The sequence below is a fragment of the Kluyvera sp. STS39-E genome (assembly GCF_040932435.1).
Classification (GTDB): Bacteria; Pseudomonadota; Gammaproteobacteria; order Enterobacterales; family Enterobacteriaceae; genus Kluyvera.
Genome location: NZ_JBFQGA010000001.1, coordinates 432,540 through 448,655, shown reverse-complemented (window position 1 = coordinate 448,655; position 16,116 = coordinate 432,540). Strand labels below are relative to the sequence as shown.

Here is a 16,116-nt window from a genome sequence, read left to right as displayed (position 1 = left end):
GAATCAATACTCACGTGAGGTTATCGGCAGATATTGTTGGCATTTTCTTTTGGCTGCGTAATAATACAACTTCGCTTCACCCTACCTTTGCTGGTATTAATATGAATCATGTCAGGCATCGTGTCGGATTTAATAAAAATCTGACTTCCCTGAGACACATAACCCAACTCTTGATTTTGATTATCTGAAACCTGTGCGCCGAACGGTAATAGGCCACCGCTGCTGTCCTGAACCTCCAGCATAAATACCTTGCGGGTATCAGTTTTATATTTCAGATAAGTAATACTGCCTTCGTATGGAGCGATATTCAGCAGGTTTCCCTGTAAATCTACGTCGCTGCTTTTGGTACCATCCTGCTCCAGATGGAAGTTATTTTGCCGGTACGGCGTGGCGCTAGTGACCAAGGCAATACCGCGGCTATTGGTGCGCGTGGAAGAATCGCCGTTCACCACGGCATTTTCTACGCCGGGAGCTTCAAGGATAACGAAGTTACGTCCGGTATTCGGCGAGGCGATCACACCGCCCTGCCAGGCCAGAATATTACCGCTAGCGCCGAGGCTGGTCTGGCGATATTCACGGGCCATGCTCAGCCCGGCGTTAAGGCTGGTGAAGTTATTTTTCCAACTGGTATACAGATCGGCAGAACGCGAGTTGCCGTCGCGATCGTGCGCAAGCATTAAGCTGTAATCAGCATCTTGCGCGTTGCCGCTTAGGCTAACATCAGACGAGGCATACTTGCCCTTCTGAACGCTGGCATGCGTCGCGATACTGCCCGGAGTACCAAAGATAGACATCGGGATATTAACTGAAAAATAAAGATTATTTTCCGTATTACCCCGCGAGCGCAGTGAGCTGACAACGTCACCTTCGTTGTTAGTTTCATAATCGTAGTAGGACTGCGAAACCTCAGAGCGACGCAATGAAACGGAGTAGTTCACGCTGTTATAGACGTTACTCCACGTCAGGTTATATTGACGGCTGGTTTTTTGACCACGCCAGTAATCACGCCAATACGCCGACAGCATAAGTCGGCCAAAATTATCCGGCAGCGGCTGAGTAATATTGGCGCTAAAAGCCTGTTTGCTATTCAGCGTTGAGGTACTCGTGCCGCCATAGTCCGTAATATTAGCGCGGGTCTGAATGTAATCGCTGAACGAGGCGTAATCCTGCGTCCGGTAGAAATAGGAAGCCAGCGTCAGGTTGGTTTTGGTCGGGAAAAATTTACTCCACGAGAGCGAATATTTTTCACCGTGGCGCTGGCTGCTTCCCGGCAGTTGATACTGTGATCTCTCAGCAGACGCCGAGAGCGAACCTGCGTAGGGAATGGACAGCGCGCCGCCAACCAGAAACGAACGATAGTCGGCATTCCAGATGCTTCCCACGGAGGCAGTCACATAGTTGTTAATCCCACGCGAGTAGCTGAATTGCGCGAAGCTGCTGTGGTCGTTGAGACCACGGATATCCACTTCGCCGATGTTGAACTGATAATCGCTAGTCCCCGGGCGGAGCATGTCAGGAATGGAGGAGAAAGGCACTACAAAGCGCTCGGTATTGCCACCGTTGTTTTTCACTTCCACGGAAAGATCGCCTCGCGAACCGGTTGGCATTAAATCCCGAATTGAAAACGGACCGGCGGGAACGGTGATCTGATGAATGATATGCCCGTCCTGATATACACTCACCACCGCGGAACCTGTGGCGATGCCGTTAATCACCGGCATATACACGCGTTCGCTGTCGGGCAGCATCTGGCGACTTTTGTTCAACGTCAGGCCACGAAAGCGCACGGTATCAAAGTAGTCTGAAGTCGTATAAGCACGGCCAACGCGCATCAATGCGCCGATCTGCGCAATTGGCTTTTCCAGATAACGGGTGGTGTTAACCCAGTAGCTTTTACCGAGATTGCTGTAACGCATCCACGTTGAGTTGTCGATCAGGTGCCAGTTATACAGGTTCAAGCCGCTGTTCAAAGACAGATAGACGTTATCGCTGTTGGTATAGCCTTCGTTCAAGCCGTGAAAGTTGTAATAGTTTACGTTGTAATTGGTATAAATGCCGTTGATACCCTGGTCCCATTTCTGCGGGGAAACCCAATTACGGTTGTCCGTCATGACGTAGGCCTGCGGCACTTCCAGATCCAGACGCAACTCTCCCGGCGTCAGATTACTTTTCCCGCCATGCAGTAACGCATTCATATCGATCAGACGCCCTGGCACAGCTTCAAGCGCGGTGTCCAGCTCACGAATACCCAGCAATGACACATCATCGCGTGGAATCTGTACGGTGCCTTTATCGTCGTTGGCGATCGTCATGGCAAATTTGCCGCGCCATACATTGTTCACATAGATATCAAGATCGTACGTACCTGGAGTCATCACCAGTTTTGTATTGCTCCAGTCCATATCTGCGGAATTACCGACCAGTAGGCTACTGTTGAACGTTTCGCCGTGCGCGCCAAAGGTACATAAAGCGAGGCTGACGGAATGAACCAGCAGGCTTTTACGAAACAGAAAACTGTTCTTCATCAGAATGGAACCTGGTATCCGCAATAATTACGATTTATGAAGGAGGCTGAAGCGTTTGGTACCGTAATCATCGAGCCAGGTCAGACGGTACTGTCCACCGGAGCGGATTTTGTCGGAAACCAGTACGCAGCCGAACGGCTGAATAAACGCAGTATCGGAGAGTAAATTGTCTTTTCTGGCCTGCTTTAACTGACCGCCTTGCCAACTGACCACCTGAGGGATGGTTAAGTAGTACGGAGAGTCATTTTTCAGACAGGTCTGGCCGCCCGATGTAGAAATCGAGACCTTTTCGATGGTTTTATTATCTGGCGCCTCCAGCGAGGTTGGGCGATAAAAAACTTTAATGCGGTTGCGAATCGCCACTTGGAGGTAATTATCATTGGCATCCTCTGGCGTCGGTGGAACGTCCAGCACGTTAAGCCAGAATACGCTTTCTCTGTCAGACGGCAGCGTCTGGGCATTTTTCGCGGCGATTTTCAACGTTTGTCCGCTATTACCGCTCATTTTGACCACTGGCGGCATCAATGAGAATGGCACTTTAATCTTTTCTGGTGCGGCAGATGCATCACCGTTATCCAGCCAAGACTGTACCAGGTGAGTTTTATCACTATCGTTAACGAGCTGTACCGAAACAAATTTTGTTTCAGCTGGATAGATAACGCGGGTCTGATTAATGACGACGCTAGCGGCGGCCGTCTGTGAAACCAGCACCGCGAGGAAAAATACTATTAATTTTTTCATGATCTTTGAGGGCCGGGGCTAATGCCCCGGCTGATATTATTAATCGTAGCTAAAGGAATAGGTTGCATCGGTAACCACTTTACCGGTGGTCGCAGCGGCACCGCCGAAGTTGTAGTAGTTAGCGTGCATTGCCAGCGTAACGCCGTCGGCGCTAGATGCGTCAGCGGAGGTCAGGCCAGTGTTAAAGGCAGTATCAAACGGTACAGCGGTGGAACCGTCAGAGGTCAAAGCAATGCCCACGCCTTCTGCGCCGTTGTCGCTGTAGTTTTTCAGGTATTTGCCATCATCAGACAGATTGCTGCTGGTGAAGGTGATTTTCAGAGTCTGCGTATCTGCATCCGCTGCGGAGCAGTTTTTCAGGTTCATGGTGAAGTTTTTGCTGTTAGCAGTAACAATCCCCGTGGCGCTAGCCACATCAGTCAAGGTGATCGGCGCCAGGTTTACCGTGAAATCAGAACCATTATTGGTTGTCACATCACAGGTGGTATCGGAGACGGAACCGTTAAACGTGATGGTTCCCCCTGCTACGCCAGTGCTTTCCGCTGCCATTGCTGCGCCGGAAAATACGATTGCCGCTGCAATTAAAGTCTTCTTGAACATTCTTTTATATCCCGTTTTTCAATATCAATAGTGTTCTATGGGCAGCGATCCGATGAATGATAGAACATCGTATTACACCGCCGATTTTGGTTGGCATATAACACCACCGGACATGAATTCGGTAAACATAAATATCGATTAAATCGGTTTTTTAAACAATAAACACCACCTTTAAATCAATTAATAGATTTATATCCTTTTCACGGGCAAGAGACTAAGTGAAGGAAGAAAGGAATCGCTATTTAAAAAAAACTTAAAAATCTCCATATGACGACTTCCTCATGATGGGCACGGTGGCTTTAAAACACTCGAGCTCACAATGATTAAATATTGCGAAACACAATTAACATTTTGGAAGCATTTACAACGGTAAGAGCACATCAGAGAAAACGAGAAAGGCGGGGTAAACACGGAGGCGTTAATACGTAAACTGGCTTCTCAGGGAATATGAAGTGGGTCTAATCCACACGCTAACCAGAAACTTTAAGGAACTGGACTCAGAGATGCCTGTTAAATCTGCGGCGATCCAACCACCATCGCCCAGTCTGTGGGGTCTTTCATCGGATTTTGCAGTTAAACCTAGCGAGCAGCGAGTTTCATTGGGGGGGACGTCTCAGCAGAGGGAACAATGCTCCCCTATCCATAATCCTGCATTTGGGTTAGCCCAGGAGGGAGTGCCATTGAGGTCAATAGACTAATAGAATGCTATAACTGACTATTTATAAAGGGATATTTTTTGGAGTAGGACTTTAGAGGTGTTGATATTGGAGCGGGCGAAGGGATTAGAACAAGATAACCAATAACTTGAAAAATATAGAATTTTCAAGTTATATCTTAACTTATACCCCCAAAGATACCCCCAAAGCACAGAGGCTTTGAATTCAAGTAATTACCTTTGTCGATAAATCAGCAGGAAGCGAGATGATAGCAAATGGCAGGCATACTCGAAAGCAGCGATACCGTTAGCATCAGACTAATTACGATTCATTAAACCCAGATCGCGACGGGCCCTCATGATATCAATAATCGTGAGATATGGCGTTTGTTCTTGCCAGCTAAACCCTCTGCGATCGATACGAACCAGTTCGTACTTTTCCACTAGAAAGTTAATGGCATTAGCGAGAGTGATACCGGCATCGATATGTTCCTGTATGACGGTTTCATCACAGAAAGGTGTATCGTTTAGTGTCAGGCCATAATGCTGTTCCAGCAGACGACTAAGTAGCATTTTCCAGATAGTCACGGGCGACAGGCATGGCTTCGCCGCCCGCATATTTGTTGTAGGTAGAAATTTCATTTTTTCTCTCGTGAAAGTAATTAACGTTGGGTGGGATAAATGGCGATGTATACGTAGCCACAACTACCAAGCGTATCGGCTTCGCAGGTGAGTCCGTTGTGATAGAGGGTGACACAGTGCTGATGGCGGGGGGAGAGTTCTCCGCTGGTGAGTATCAGCTCCAGTTGTTTGAGAATCAACGGAAAGGCCTGATCCAGGTATAGCGCGTCATCGTCGCAGAAAACACCGTTAAATCCGGCCCGATCAGCAAGAAAATGCAGGCGGTCGCCTTCTTGCACCAGCCGAGCTCCAAAACAGGGTGTGATCTTACTCTTTAGCCCCCAATGCTGGCAGGGGGGATTCTCCGGTATGGCACCAGATTCTGAGTGATAGTTCATTATTGTTCCTGATTAAAGTGAAGGATTAATTGAGAGTGACGCTTCGAAGAATGACATAGGGACCATTGCGGTCCTGACGACGTTCAGCAAACACGGCCAGAACGCCGCGTATGTCCTCCACCTCGCGGCCAGCATAATGGCAGATACTGCCTGACCATTTATATTTGCCCGTACTGAAGCGAAACAGTCGGGAGCCAGGATGCTGCCGGTACAGGGTCATTGCCTGGCGTTTGCTGATGATTTTCATATCCAGCCTCGCTCTGCAAACGACACTATGCCCTCTGAACCGATGACTAGATGATCGAGCGTGTTCACATCAACCAGTGCCAGCGCTTCTTTAAGCCTGCCCGTAATGTTGCGGTCACACTGACTGGGCTCCGGATCACCGGATGGATGGTTATGCGCCAGTACGACAGCTTCAGCATTGAAGCGAAGCGCTGACTTCACTACCTCACGGGGATGGACCTGAACATGGTTAATCGAACCGGCAAATAGCGTTTCACTCTCCAGTAAACGGTGCTGGTTATCAAGATAGAGCACCATAAACACTTCCCGTTCTTGTCCTGCCAGATGTAACCGAAGCCAGTCACGGGCAGCAGTACTAGAGGTAAAGGATATACCGGGCTGGCGCAAATATTTATCCAGCAGGTTGATGGCACGACGAATGGTGCGTTGGGCATAGGGGGTTAATCCGGAGGTCGCGGGGAGCAAACAACCATGCTGGGCCATAATCGCCAGTGGAAAGAGTTCAGGCTGCGATGACACCGGGGATAATGCGGTATTCATGTCAGGCATTCCTCAGTCAATGAGATACATAATGGCGCTGCATTCCGGATGGTTCAGCGCGTAGTCGCGTAAACGATAATAGTGCTCAGTCATCGCGTCACACTCGGTACGACAGGCATGGTGGCTGTAAGCCATCAGGCAGGCGACTATCCCTGCAGCTTCACTGGTAAGCTCTGCGCCATTGCCATTCATGCTGTTGAACAATGTCCACTTCTCATCGTGATCTGACTCGGGAGCCATAAAAGCGCCGCCGTTGCTGAGTGTCGAAAAGCGCCAGATACCACCTTGGTAATCGGCACACAGCCGATCCATCCAGGCGAAAATGCGAGGTTCAAGGGTTATCCATTGTGGGATGGAGCCAAAGTGCTGCGGCCAGAAGCCGATGCGTAACTCGTCCGGGACCACTGAGGCAGTAATTGCGGTATGCTCCGCGAACTGATGATTTTGTGTATTCATTAAACTATCTCCTTATGCCGCAACTGTTTTTTAACGCCCGAAAAAATCGAGCATGTTTTCTGCCATTACCCACAGGGCGCGATTGAGCTTCACATCGCCATCAATACCGGTAACAGCACGGGTGCGGTTGCTTTTCCCCTGAGCGGTTCGCCCTGACAATCCACCTTTCATCAGGTTCTCCTGCACGCGCTGGTATACGGTCCACAGGTCATCGCTGTAGTCCTCCCGGCGACGTGGGGTCAGCAACTGCGATACCGTGACCGGCTGGTGGTCTTCACCAAAGCGATACTTCAGCGCGGCATTCGCCAGGGCGTTACGGGCTGGTTCTGGCAGTGCCAGTGACTGCATTGCATCGCGCTTCTCCTCCACCCGGTCAAACACACCGAGCACTTCGTAAGCCCCTTCAATCACCTTCTCAACAACATTCCCTTTATGTGGTACCCGCACTTCGCCAAATGACTGTCCGCAGACCAGACCGTTGGTACAGACGCCTCGAAATAGCCCCGGCAACATCTGGTAGCTTGATGAGCCGTCATGGCTGTTAAGTAGAATGATTTCCGGCACCTGATGTCCGGTCAGTTGACCGGCACGACGCAGGCGAAGCATATGTTTGGTGTGTTCCCGCTTACTCTGGTCCCGAACCTTCGTCTGGCAGGCAAAGAACGGCTCAAAACCTTCACGCTGCAGGCTTTCGAGGATGGTGATGGTCGGGATGTAGGTGTACCTGTTTGAACGAGATTCATGCTTGTCAGTCCCGAACACGCTGGGCACATGACTCATCAGCTCTTCGTGGGTCAGAGGCCGGTCACGTCGTATCTGGTTTATACGGCCAAAGCGGCTGGCTAATCGCATGGCTAACTCCTTATCTGATAATGAAATAAAAACAAAAAGGCCATGTTCCCGAAGGAGCATGGCCTGTTGCTATCTGGTGTTGGTGTGTTGCGGGCTGTAGAGAACTGAAATGTGGAGGATTAATCGCTGTAATGGGTGGTTCTGCAGCCACTGAGGTCAGATAATTCTTTCTGCGTATTCTTCAGCCCCGGACTGAAGGTGCCGACTTTTTTATCGTTGACGTAAACATCAAAATTCGCAGCCTGGCTCAGGGCGTCAATAAATGACACCCAGGCATTGTCACCGTTTCGCCAGCCGAGGAATGACGGTAACGGATACTGGCTGCTATCCATGACGACCGTTATTTCCGTCCCGTCGTCCTGAGAACTTACTGATGTTCCATTAGGCAGGGTGAGATCAACACCGTGTTGCAGAATATTCTGCGCATCCGGATTGCCAGTACAGTTCAGATTAAACACCACCTTATCCGGGCTGGTAATGATATATTCGGTCACGCCCATCCCAAAACCACTCGTCCACATATTGGGAATAGCCTGTGCTGTTGATACAGAAGCCAGCATAGCTAATGTAAATATTACGTAAGGCAGTCGCATAATGTTGTCCTCAAATCGTGTAATAAAGCTTTTGTTGTTTAAAACAATAAAGTAATGAAAAAACAGTTGGATTATTTTATTTGTTTGTAGCGAAACGCTTCTTTCCCGGCATAAATCCCGACGAGATCGTCATAACGAGGGTCCTTTTTATTCGGGCGGAACGTTACTTTCATATCGGGACTGCACATATCCTTCATGGTCAGATTGAATTCTTTACCCGGAGTAATGGTATACCCTGTTGCCACATCATCTTTACTGGGAGTGATCCACCCCCATATTCCCCCCGGACAATCTCTGGAAGGTTTCGAGCGAACAACAATAAACCATCCCATTGAATCCACTTCCGTCGCTGTACACAGTTTTCTGACCTGTCGATGGGCATCACACCAGAATATATTCCCACTTTTATTATTCACTGCCGCAGGCAGGAACCCGCTATAAGGACGTGCTGCGTGAGCATTACCTGCGATAAGTAAGGGGAAAAACATGACTGGCAGTAAAGACAATAATTTCAATTTTTTCATTAGATTAACCTTACATTCAATTGTGGAGACCATCTCTAATCAGTTTGTCCGGATTGCCCCCGACTTTCTGATGGAGAAAATGAATTCAGCGACTGCTGAATAAAACGGAAATGAGGTAAGGCAGAGATAAAATGTTTGTCCTCCGACAGCTGATAGAGAAGCTCACTGCGAATAAATGTTTCCCGCGATGGCCTTACCAGATGAATCTCATCCAGCCGGAAGACACGTAATTGCCTGTTATGTTCAGCGACAAGATACCAGTAACCGTCAAGAGCGATTAGCCGGTAAGGTGCGATGGCCTCATGACGCTCCCCTTCAGTCAGAACGGTGATGTGCTGACATCCCGAAATAGCTCTGACCAGCCTGTAGAAGGAGAGCTTTCCTGCCGGGGGATGTGGTCTGTCCTGATGCCATACCAGACAGGGTCTATCATCACAGTCCAGCAGGCTGCTGACCAGTCGCCGGTCAAAGCCCGGGAAAACTCCGGCCAACCCCGTGCGGTGAGCAAAGGTCAGAATATCTATTTCCTGCCGCGTACTGTGAATATCTGAGCGCAGACTGCACTGCCCCTGGTAGTAATCCAGGTCGAGATACATCAGACGCTCCCGAAAGTCACGACGCAGCGTGCGCTCTGACACCCCGAATTCAGTTGCCAGTTTGCGAATAAACAGAGTTTCGCCGGACACCAGGCGGCTGATAATCAACGACAACCTGACGGCAAGCCGGTCATGTCGCCGCTCCTGAAGCGTCATGAAAGATTTCTCCTGAGAAGTTAACTATCTGAATTAATAATGATTACTTTAAAGGAAGGGGTGGACAGGGTATGGACAACATCGGAACTATTTTTTATGAGCAGCCCGGCCTTATGAGCGCTCGTCTGACAGATAATGATGCTTCTCCTGATTTAGTTGATGATAAAACGCAATGGAAAGGACATGTCCACAATCAACAAATCATTAACAACCAGTTCATCATTCGCAGAGAAAATTGCGATATCAGAAGAATATCCAGTCCCAGACGGCCCGAGCGGCCGACACCACCGCATCACGCACGCTACGAATCACCGTTTTCAGCGATGCAGACAGGAACGAAGATGATTCTGCGGTATCGAAAACCCGGCTCACAGCTTCACCGAAACTGTCACGGGCCTGCGACTTTACCGGCTCTGTGCAGAATCTCCCTTGCAGTTGTGTCACCAACGGGCTGGTGGCGCGGTCAGGCAGACAGCGCATCATGGTTGCCACCATCTCCTCCACGCCCCAGCCGCTGCAGGCGGATACCACGCAGACCGGGTGATGCGGTTTAAACATCGCCATAATTGCAGCCTGCTTCGCTTTAAGATTTCTCAGTTGGTGCGGTGAAGGTTTGCTGGTGAGAGTATCCCATTCGTGACTGGGTTCGATTTTGTCGGACTGGTTCAGCACGAACAGCACCTGCTGCTGATGCATCTGCATCACGCCGTGCCAGAATTGCTCGTCCACCGACAGTGCCCGGTCATCGGCCTTGATGATCCACAGCACCAGGTCCAGTTCAGGTAGCATGCGCCTGTACAGCGCGCGGTATTCATGGTCCCGCTGCCCGTTTTCACCCACGCCCGGTAAATCAACAATCACTAGGCTGTGACGCCCGCTGCGTAACCGGAAGCGCAGCACGTCGCGAGTACAGGCATTCACGTCACTCACCGGGGACACTTCCCCCCGGAAAAGTTCGTTGCAGAGAGAGGATTTACCTGCACCACTTTTGCCCATGATGCCAATCACCGGTTCGTAGTGGGTCAGGTTCTGGATACGTTCAAGAATAAGCTGGCGAAGCGTGTGCGGAAGCGACGCGAGCGGTTGTTCAAGGGCCTGAAGGCCATCAGGTTTATTCATACAGTAGTCTCAGCGTGAAAAATTAAAAACCCCGCGTTCCAGTCAGGAAGGCGGGGATTCACAGAGATGATATCTATCTGAAATTATTTGGAATATTTGATTAACACGTAAAGGAAATTGTGCAGTCCAGAATTGAACGATGTCCGCTTAGTGCCAGGAGCGGACATTACTAAGATAGTAACGTATCAAACGGTGGGACAAGTCATGCCAAGTGCGGAAGTGGCTAACAACCATCTGTGTTGTTCAACGGGGAACAGGTCATTCCATTGACCCGATCATTTATGTTGCGCTTACGCTTAGGTGATAAAAAGCCGCCTATGCCCGTCTATCTTTGGGGATCCGCAATGAAGTTGATTGTGAGGTTATTAGGCTAGGTCTTCTCATTTATAAGTTGGTGAAGTAGCAACGAATTAGCGAGCGACTTATCCCGATTAAATGTCTCACTATTACTCTTAATCGGTAAATTCATAGTTTGGCTGCATTGAGAAACGCCACAGAGGCAGGCCTCCCCCTTTGTAATCATCAGGGATGGTTATCGTGAAAAGTCTGACATTCTGCCGGGTGTCAACTGACCTGACCTGGCTGTCGTGCACAGTCTGCTCGTTAAAAGCCGACGTGACCAGCGAACTCAGCGTGCCTATAAAGTCGAAACCCTGTCTTTTGTAATTTTCGTCGTCTTCCGGGGAAAATGTGTATCGGATGCTCTCAAGCTGACCATCAGTGAATATTGCCTCCGAACCGGGGCAGAGCCACTCTCCGTAGCGCATCAGATGAAACGCCGTGTTCATTTCAAATTTATCCGTTACTTCTCTGTCATTGCAGTAAATTTTAATCCCGCCAATTGTAAAATGGGCGATGCCTTCGGGACTAACTGAAACTTCTTTGGTCCGGTCGGGGATAAGCTCAAAAACCAGATCGGGCTCTGTTGCTATCGATAGGTCGCCCAGCAGGTACATCTCACTTTTTGCGAGCGCCGAGGCCGGCGTCAAGGTATGTTCACGCTCTAGCTCCTTCATTGAGGAGCGTGCAACCAGCGCCCACCGGCGCAGCATCCTGATGTAGATGGCGTAATAAACTGGAATACCATGGAGCTCACCGTAATTTTCAACCTTATCACTGTACGATTTCTTCAGGTGATAATCGTCAGTCACGTCATCCGCGTTAAAGTTTTTTACTTCCACAAAGATCTGACGGCGATCCTTCAGTATAATGCGGTAGTCAGGTGCCACCAGATCGGGATCGGCTGACATCATGTCTCCGGCGTCTTCCTGTTTAAGAAACTGGCAGTGGTTCAGTGCGGCGCAAACGTGTTTAAATAGGTTTTCTATTCTTTTCCCGTTCAGCAGAATTGGATTCTGATGGGAAGCGATTAATGACGTGGTGACCTTTTGTATAAAGTCATCCTGGTGCTCGGGGTTTTTAATATCGTAATTATAGATCTGGCCCAACGAGGAAAAAAGCTCAAAGGGTTCAAATCGTTCGGGATTCCTCTTGATTCTTTCCATTAATGACTCCGCAGCTAATAAATACAACGAAATGAGATCACTTGTTTCTCTGAAGTTACCTGAAAACTGCATTCTGCACGGCGATTAAAGCTGCTATGGGTCCATGCTGGCACACAGCCGTGCCGTGCGACTAGAGCGCTATCAGATTCGTCCATCGTATAGTTTTGCAATTTCCGTAGCCGCCTTCTCAATACCGGGGTACACCGTGCTTTCGTTAATGCCAAGGCGGCTCAGTTGCTGCATCAGATGCTCTTTGTTTCTAATAACAAGCTTTTTGATGTTCAGCGTACTGAGTCCCGTTTCCGGTAGGTCTACGTTTTCACCAAAGAGCAGGAAAGCGCCTGATTGGGACGAAATACGTGCGTTACTGAGCCGACCTTTGACCACAACAATTTTACTTAGATGGGCCGGATCGATGATGCTTTTGAAATAGGACTTTTCATCGCGGATCAGGTGTAGTAGTTGTCCGCACTCTTCAGATTCGTTAAACGCCGGAATGGTGAGATTAGTTTTCAGGCTGCTTTTGAAGCGAGAGGGAAGACGGGAAAGATTGGCTATGCAACTTACGGTATCCGAGTCGAAAAACTTAATTTCACTTTTGGGCGTCGTCAGAATAATGACGTTCCCGTCAATTTCATGATTATTTTCATCGTGCTTGATTTTAGAACAGGCAAAATATAGTGCGATCAAGGGGTTTGTTGATACATCAAGCAGGCGTGTGGGTAGGCCATAGTGTTGCATGCGCACGAGTTTATCTAGCATATACCGATCGTCTTTGAACTCGGCGGGCTGCACGGTCAGCAGCTCTGTTATCATGTCCGATTCGTGATGGCGGTAGCGATAGTTACCCTGAGTATCCTTGCGGAACAGTGAGGGTTCCAGTTGGTAGCTGATGTCCGAGTGACCGCGGTAAAATACCTCTTCATCGTTTCCCTGTGTATGATCGAGTATCACCTGCAAGTATTGATTGATATCCGCAATGATCTCAAGTTCTTCATTATTCTCCGGTGCTTCCGCACTCGCTGCTGCGGGCTCAACATTAGAATAGCCTTCAAGGCCTAAAACACGCAGAATCTCATTTACGGCAATCTCTTTGACCGCCCAGAACGTTCTGTTTAGTCCGAAACTACCCAACTCCAGCTCACTTACGTACTCTTTATCGCTGGTTAAGGGCTTATAGCCGATATCACTGGTAATTTCATAATCAAACGCTAAAACTTTTTCTCTGTTATACACGGACGTACTTATCTTGCTGATTTTTCCTAAGCGGATGTGGCTGAAATAACCTATTTTTTCATTATCTTCATCGAATTCAATTTCCGGCTCGGACATAAATACAACGGGCAGTTCCTGAAGAAAATGATAGGTTTTTTCAGTCAGGGGAAGCAATCTGCTTCTGAGAGACTCTGGCGTGGATTCGAAGAGTCGTGACACTGGGAAAGAGTCATGGCCGCTGGGTTCAGAAAAAAAAGTGTAGTAGTTGGGGTTTCCGACAACGATAAGATTCAGCATACTTGCGATCCTCGCATAAGTTAAGTTTCGCTCTCATCATGCCAGACTTGATAATTATTTAAACATCAGCACTGCTGTTTATATTTCACACCTTTTTGATCCGAAACAACACTGCCATCGGTAAGCCTGGATGATACATTCTGAAAATTCATCAGAAAAATTTACATCACGCTTTACTCCTGACGTATATCAGCACTAGCGTGCCATTGCGCACGCGCTAGCTATTTAGTAGCGCGTTCGCCGGAAAGAGATTCGGTAGTCAATGACTATATTTCGCTCATAGCGGACCTTCAGAGCTAGCTTGTATGCTTCGAGCCAGAAGTAAACGTTCTAATTTCCATACCTCGACTATGTGCTCTGTACATAACGGGACAAGAGAAAGGTAGCTATAGAACCTTGGTCGATTCAGATACATAACAATACAGAGAAATCAGACGAACAAACCACTGAGATCATAAAGCTATTTAGCGGATCGCCGATAAGATTTTGATGCCTGCCATGCATGTTTCATCTTCTCAATAAACTCCAGCTTCTCTTCAGGCTGGACATTCCACACATCTATAGCCGCAATAATCATGTCATAACGCATAGACGTGTTATATGGGCGAAGATAGCCTGCTATTCGTTTTTTTCCTTTGAGATAGTCCCAGAGATATACTAGCTGAGTTTCATCATCGCGGGACATCCAGTCAAAGTCTGTCAGAAAAAAATCGTATTGCTCAAGCCACCGATCATGCAGCTTTTTGAAATAAGAGATCTTATCTCCAAGGGAGCATGGAGCTTCATCAATGTACCTCATTATACCGTTGATCAGTTCACGCTCAGTTACCGGAGTGGGGTTGTACAGATAGGTACTTGCTCCCGCGTTCAGGTAAAATCGGGAGAAAACACGTTTCGGTTTTTTCGAAGCGGTAGCCTGTGGATTAGTTATCAGATCCCAATCAATATCGTCCAAATCAATATTCAAATTAGAGAAATCAAGATTTGTGAAGATATTGTCGTCCATTAAAAGAGAATTAAAACCACCTGCACAACCGACGTCATTCCCCAATCCACCAAGTGTCAACCCTGCAGATTTTACTGGGTATTCAAAAATATAATGGTGAGCAAACCACGATGCTCTTGTTGAACCTTTGAAACAATCAAAATAATCTTTATCAATCAGTTGCAGGTCGGCCCATTCTTTAAGTATTTTCCGCGCAGCTTTGATTCTGTCCTGATCGCCAAGAAAATGTCGTTCAAGTATCTGAGAGATCAAGCGTCGAAAATCATCCGGCGTATCATAAGTACTGCACAGTAACGAGTGATCTGTATTGAAAAAACTATCCAGCGCTTTTAGGTACATTATCTCGCTGCGGATCATATCGTAATGCAACATCGCCTTTCCCTCTGTTTCTGACTCCCAAAAACAGATTAGCATGAGTACCTTTTTGGTTGGTGGAGTCGGGTCACAGACCTGAGGGATGACTGATTTTTAACTGATATCTTACTGATTTTATTGTGATAATACTCTGATGTTTTACTGCGTTATTCCTATAATTTTTACTCTAGGATCCTCCTCTGTTCACCTCATTAGAATCGTTCACCAGCAGATATGAACATTTGGGTTTTTAGTATAATTAAGGGGCACTCCCTGTTTCTATACCACCCTGTTCACAGCTCCTTCCCCCAACAAGCAACCCTGCCTGTATTCCCCAGGATACACAGTTCCCTGTATCAGCCGTATCCCCGCTTCTCTTAAAAATTACATCTCATCCCATTCCTTTGTACTCCACCTGACAAAGGATAAATCAATGCACACACCTTACCCCTTTAATCCCAGATACACGATGAACTGGTTTCTACTGTCTCTACTCAATGACCATCTGAATCAGCTACTGAACCGATACTCCCGAATACAGGCACTCAGACTCGACCTGTTCTATCAGAAAGGTACAGAGCGCTATAAACGTCATTCCTGGAACGAAACTGAGCGAGAAGTACGCATGCTGGTTGAACGCACCCTGCAGCACACAAATCTGGCTGGGTATTTCTGGGTACTCGAGAATTCTGTAGACCACGGCTGCCATGCCCATATCGTGTTCTATCTCGACAGGCACCTTAACCAGGCCACCTACCCAATAGCTGAGAGAGTAGGAACAATATGGCGGGAAATAACGCAACGAGAAGGCTATTACAACCGCTGCGAATACAAGTCCACTTATGAAGTCAGTATTGATAGGCCAGTGAACTACGATGATACCGAAGCCATCCATAACCTGCGCTACATCATCAGCTATCTCGCCAAAGAAGAGCAAAAAAAAGGTCACTATCACTACGGAGCCAGTGAAGTACCGCCGCCCAGCGGACTGGGGCGTCCTCGCGCGGTGTAACTCACGTTCTGCACTTTTTTACGTATCAATCCATTGATGTGGAAGGGCTGGTGGTAACGAGCAATCAACCACCAGCTCAGGATAACCCCACAATGGAAGACTGCA

Annotated in this window: 17 protein-coding genes; 1 reads left to right on the top strand and 16 read right to left on the bottom strand. The window is 48.1% G+C overall.

Translation table 11 applies throughout. The features are described 5' to 3' along the window. Positions 1-20: 20 nt before the first annotated feature. From AB4K05_RS02200 to AB4K05_RS02125, 16 genes are all read right to left on the bottom strand, one after another. Complete coding sequence (locus AB4K05_RS02200) at positions 21-2,525, bottom strand: fimbria/pilus outer membrane usher protein (RefSeq protein ID WP_368478382.1); 2,505 nt, start codon at positions 2,523-2,525, stop codon at positions 21-23. A 27-nt stretch (positions 2,526-2,552) separates the two neighbouring features. After that, positions 2,553-3,266 carry a molecular chaperone gene (locus AB4K05_RS02195; RefSeq protein ID WP_368478381.1) on the bottom strand — a complete coding sequence of 238 codons (714 nt, stop codon included), beginning with the start codon at positions 3,264-3,266 and terminating at the stop codon, positions 2,553-2,555. Positions 3,267-3,305: 39 nt separating this feature from the next. Further along, on the bottom strand, positions 3,306-3,866 hold the full coding sequence (locus AB4K05_RS02190; protein ID WP_368478380.1) for a fimbrial protein: 561 nt from the start codon (positions 3,864-3,866) through the stop codon (positions 3,306-3,308). A 973-nt stretch (positions 3,867-4,839) separates the two neighbouring features. Continuing rightward, positions 4,840-5,163 carry a TA system toxin CbtA family protein gene (locus AB4K05_RS02185; RefSeq protein WP_166465534.1) on the bottom strand — a complete coding sequence of 108 codons (324 nt, stop codon included), beginning with the start codon at positions 5,161-5,163 and terminating at the stop codon, positions 4,840-4,842. Between the two features lie 20 nt (positions 5,164-5,183). Continuing rightward, on the bottom strand, positions 5,184-5,540 hold the full coding sequence (locus tag AB4K05_RS02180) for a type IV toxin-antitoxin system YeeU family antitoxin (protein ID WP_284923923.1): 357 nt from the start codon (positions 5,538-5,540) through the stop codon (positions 5,184-5,186). Positions 5,541-5,565: 25 nt separating this feature from the next. Next, the gene (locus AB4K05_RS02175) at positions 5,566-5,787 is read right to left on the bottom strand and encodes a DUF987 domain-containing protein (RefSeq protein WP_012543032.1); all 222 of its coding nucleotides are present in this window, start codon (positions 5,785-5,787) and stop codon (positions 5,566-5,568) included. Then, a complete protein-coding gene (gene radC / locus AB4K05_RS02170) occupies positions 5,784-6,326 on the bottom strand; it encodes a DNA repair protein RadC (RefSeq protein ID WP_166465532.1) in 543 nt (180 codons plus the stop codon). Before radC ends, AB4K05_RS02175 begins: the two co-directional genes overlap by 4 nt. A 12-nt stretch (positions 6,327-6,338) precedes the next feature. After that, on the bottom strand, positions 6,339-6,782 hold the full coding sequence (locus AB4K05_RS02165) for an antirestriction protein (RefSeq protein ID WP_368478379.1): 444 nt from the start codon (positions 6,780-6,782) through the stop codon (positions 6,339-6,341). A gap of 30 nt (positions 6,783-6,812) precedes the next feature. Next, entirely contained in the window at positions 6,813-7,634 is an 822-nt protein-coding gene (locus AB4K05_RS02160; RefSeq protein ID WP_142477675.1) for a DUF932 domain-containing protein, read from the bottom strand. Between the two features lie 119 nt (positions 7,635-7,753). Next, complete coding sequence (locus AB4K05_RS02155; protein WP_142477674.1) at positions 7,754-8,227, bottom strand: hypothetical protein; 474 nt, start codon at positions 8,225-8,227, stop codon at positions 7,754-7,756. A 71-nt stretch (positions 8,228-8,298) separates the two neighbouring features. Beyond that, a complete protein-coding gene (locus AB4K05_RS02150) occupies positions 8,299-8,751 on the bottom strand; it encodes a hypothetical protein (protein ID WP_000734321.1) in 453 nt (150 codons plus the stop codon). Between the two features lie 35 nt (positions 8,752-8,786). Next, on the bottom strand, positions 8,787-9,503 hold the full coding sequence (locus AB4K05_RS02145) for a YafY family protein (protein ID WP_123907371.1): 717 nt from the start codon (positions 9,501-9,503) through the stop codon (positions 8,787-8,789). A 243-nt stretch (positions 9,504-9,746) separates the two neighbouring features. Then, entirely contained in the window at positions 9,747-10,622 is an 876-nt protein-coding gene (locus AB4K05_RS02140; RefSeq protein WP_368478378.1) for a GTPase family protein, read from the bottom strand. 452 nt (positions 10,623-11,074) lie between these two features. Further along, positions 11,075-12,127, bottom strand: a complete 1,053-nt coding sequence (locus AB4K05_RS02135; protein WP_368478377.1) for a hypothetical protein — start codon at positions 12,125-12,127, stop codon at positions 11,075-11,077. 141 nt (positions 12,128-12,268) lie between these two features. Further along, entirely contained in the window at positions 12,269-13,639 is a 1,371-nt protein-coding gene (locus tag AB4K05_RS02130) for an FRG domain-containing protein (protein WP_046449093.1), read from the bottom strand. A gap of 460 nt (positions 13,640-14,099) precedes the next feature. Then, on the bottom strand, positions 14,100-15,017 hold the full coding sequence (locus tag AB4K05_RS02125) for a hypothetical protein (protein ID WP_039567658.1): 918 nt from the start codon (positions 15,015-15,017) through the stop codon (positions 14,100-14,102). Between the two features lie 415 nt (positions 15,018-15,432). Between AB4K05_RS02125 and AB4K05_RS02120 the strand changes: the two genes are divergently transcribed. Further along, positions 15,433-16,011, top strand: a complete 579-nt coding sequence (locus AB4K05_RS02120; protein WP_368478376.1) for an inovirus-type Gp2 protein — start codon at positions 15,433-15,435, stop codon at positions 16,009-16,011. The last annotated feature ends 105 nt before the right edge of the window (positions 16,012-16,116 follow it).

Coding starts and splice junctions, on each gene's coding strand:
- AB4K05_RS02145 (WP_123907371.1), bottom strand. CDS start 9,503: ATGACGCTTCAGGAGCGGCGACATGACCGGCTTGCCGTCAGGTTGTCG.
- AB4K05_RS02150 (WP_000734321.1), bottom strand. CDS start 8,751: ATGAAAAAATTGAAATTATTGTCTTTACTGCCAGTCATGTTTTTCCCC.
- AB4K05_RS02130 (WP_046449093.1), bottom strand. CDS start 13,639: ATGCTGAATCTTATCGTTGTCGGAAACCCCAACTACTACACTTTTTTT.
- AB4K05_RS02185 (WP_166465534.1), bottom strand. CDS start 5,163: ATGAAATTTCTACCTACAACAAATATGCGGGCGGCGAAGCCATGCCTG.
- AB4K05_RS02135 (WP_368478377.1), bottom strand. CDS start 12,127: ATGGAAAGAATCAAGAGGAATCCCGAACGATTTGAACCCTTTGAGCTT.
- AB4K05_RS02190 (WP_368478380.1), bottom strand. CDS start 3,866: ATGTTCAAGAAGACTTTAATTGCAGCGGCAATCGTATTTTCCGGCGCA.
- AB4K05_RS02155 (WP_142477674.1), bottom strand. CDS start 8,227: ATGCGACTGCCTTACGTAATATTTACATTAGCTATGCTGGCTTCTGTA.
- AB4K05_RS02165 (WP_368478379.1), bottom strand. CDS start 6,782: ATGAATACACAAAATCATCAGTTCGCGGAGCATACCGCAATTACTGCC.
- AB4K05_RS02120 (WP_368478376.1), top strand. CDS start 15,433: ATGCACACACCTTACCCCTTTAATCCCAGATACACGATGAACTGGTTT.
- AB4K05_RS02180 (WP_284923923.1), bottom strand. CDS start 5,540: ATGAACTATCACTCAGAATCTGGTGCCATACCGGAGAATCCCCCCTGC.
- AB4K05_RS02125 (WP_039567658.1), bottom strand. CDS start 15,017: ATGTTGCATTACGATATGATCCGCAGCGAGATAATGTACCTAAAAGCG.
- AB4K05_RS02160 (WP_142477675.1), bottom strand. CDS start 7,634: ATGCGATTAGCCAGCCGCTTTGGCCGTATAAACCAGATACGACGTGAC.
- AB4K05_RS02195 (WP_368478381.1), bottom strand. CDS start 3,266: ATGAAAAAATTAATAGTATTTTTCCTCGCGGTGCTGGTTTCACAGACG.
- AB4K05_RS02175 (WP_012543032.1), bottom strand. CDS start 5,787: ATGAAAATCATCAGCAAACGCCAGGCAATGACCCTGTACCGGCAGCAT.
- AB4K05_RS02200 (WP_368478382.1), bottom strand. CDS start 2,525: ATGAAGAACAGTTTTCTGTTTCGTAAAAGCCTGCTGGTTCATTCCGTC.
- radC (WP_166465532.1), bottom strand. CDS start 6,326: ATGAATACCGCATTATCCCCGGTGTCATCGCAGCCTGAACTCTTTCCA.
- AB4K05_RS02140 (WP_368478378.1), bottom strand. CDS start 10,622: ATGAATAAACCTGATGGCCTTCAGGCCCTTGAACAACCGCTCGCGTCG.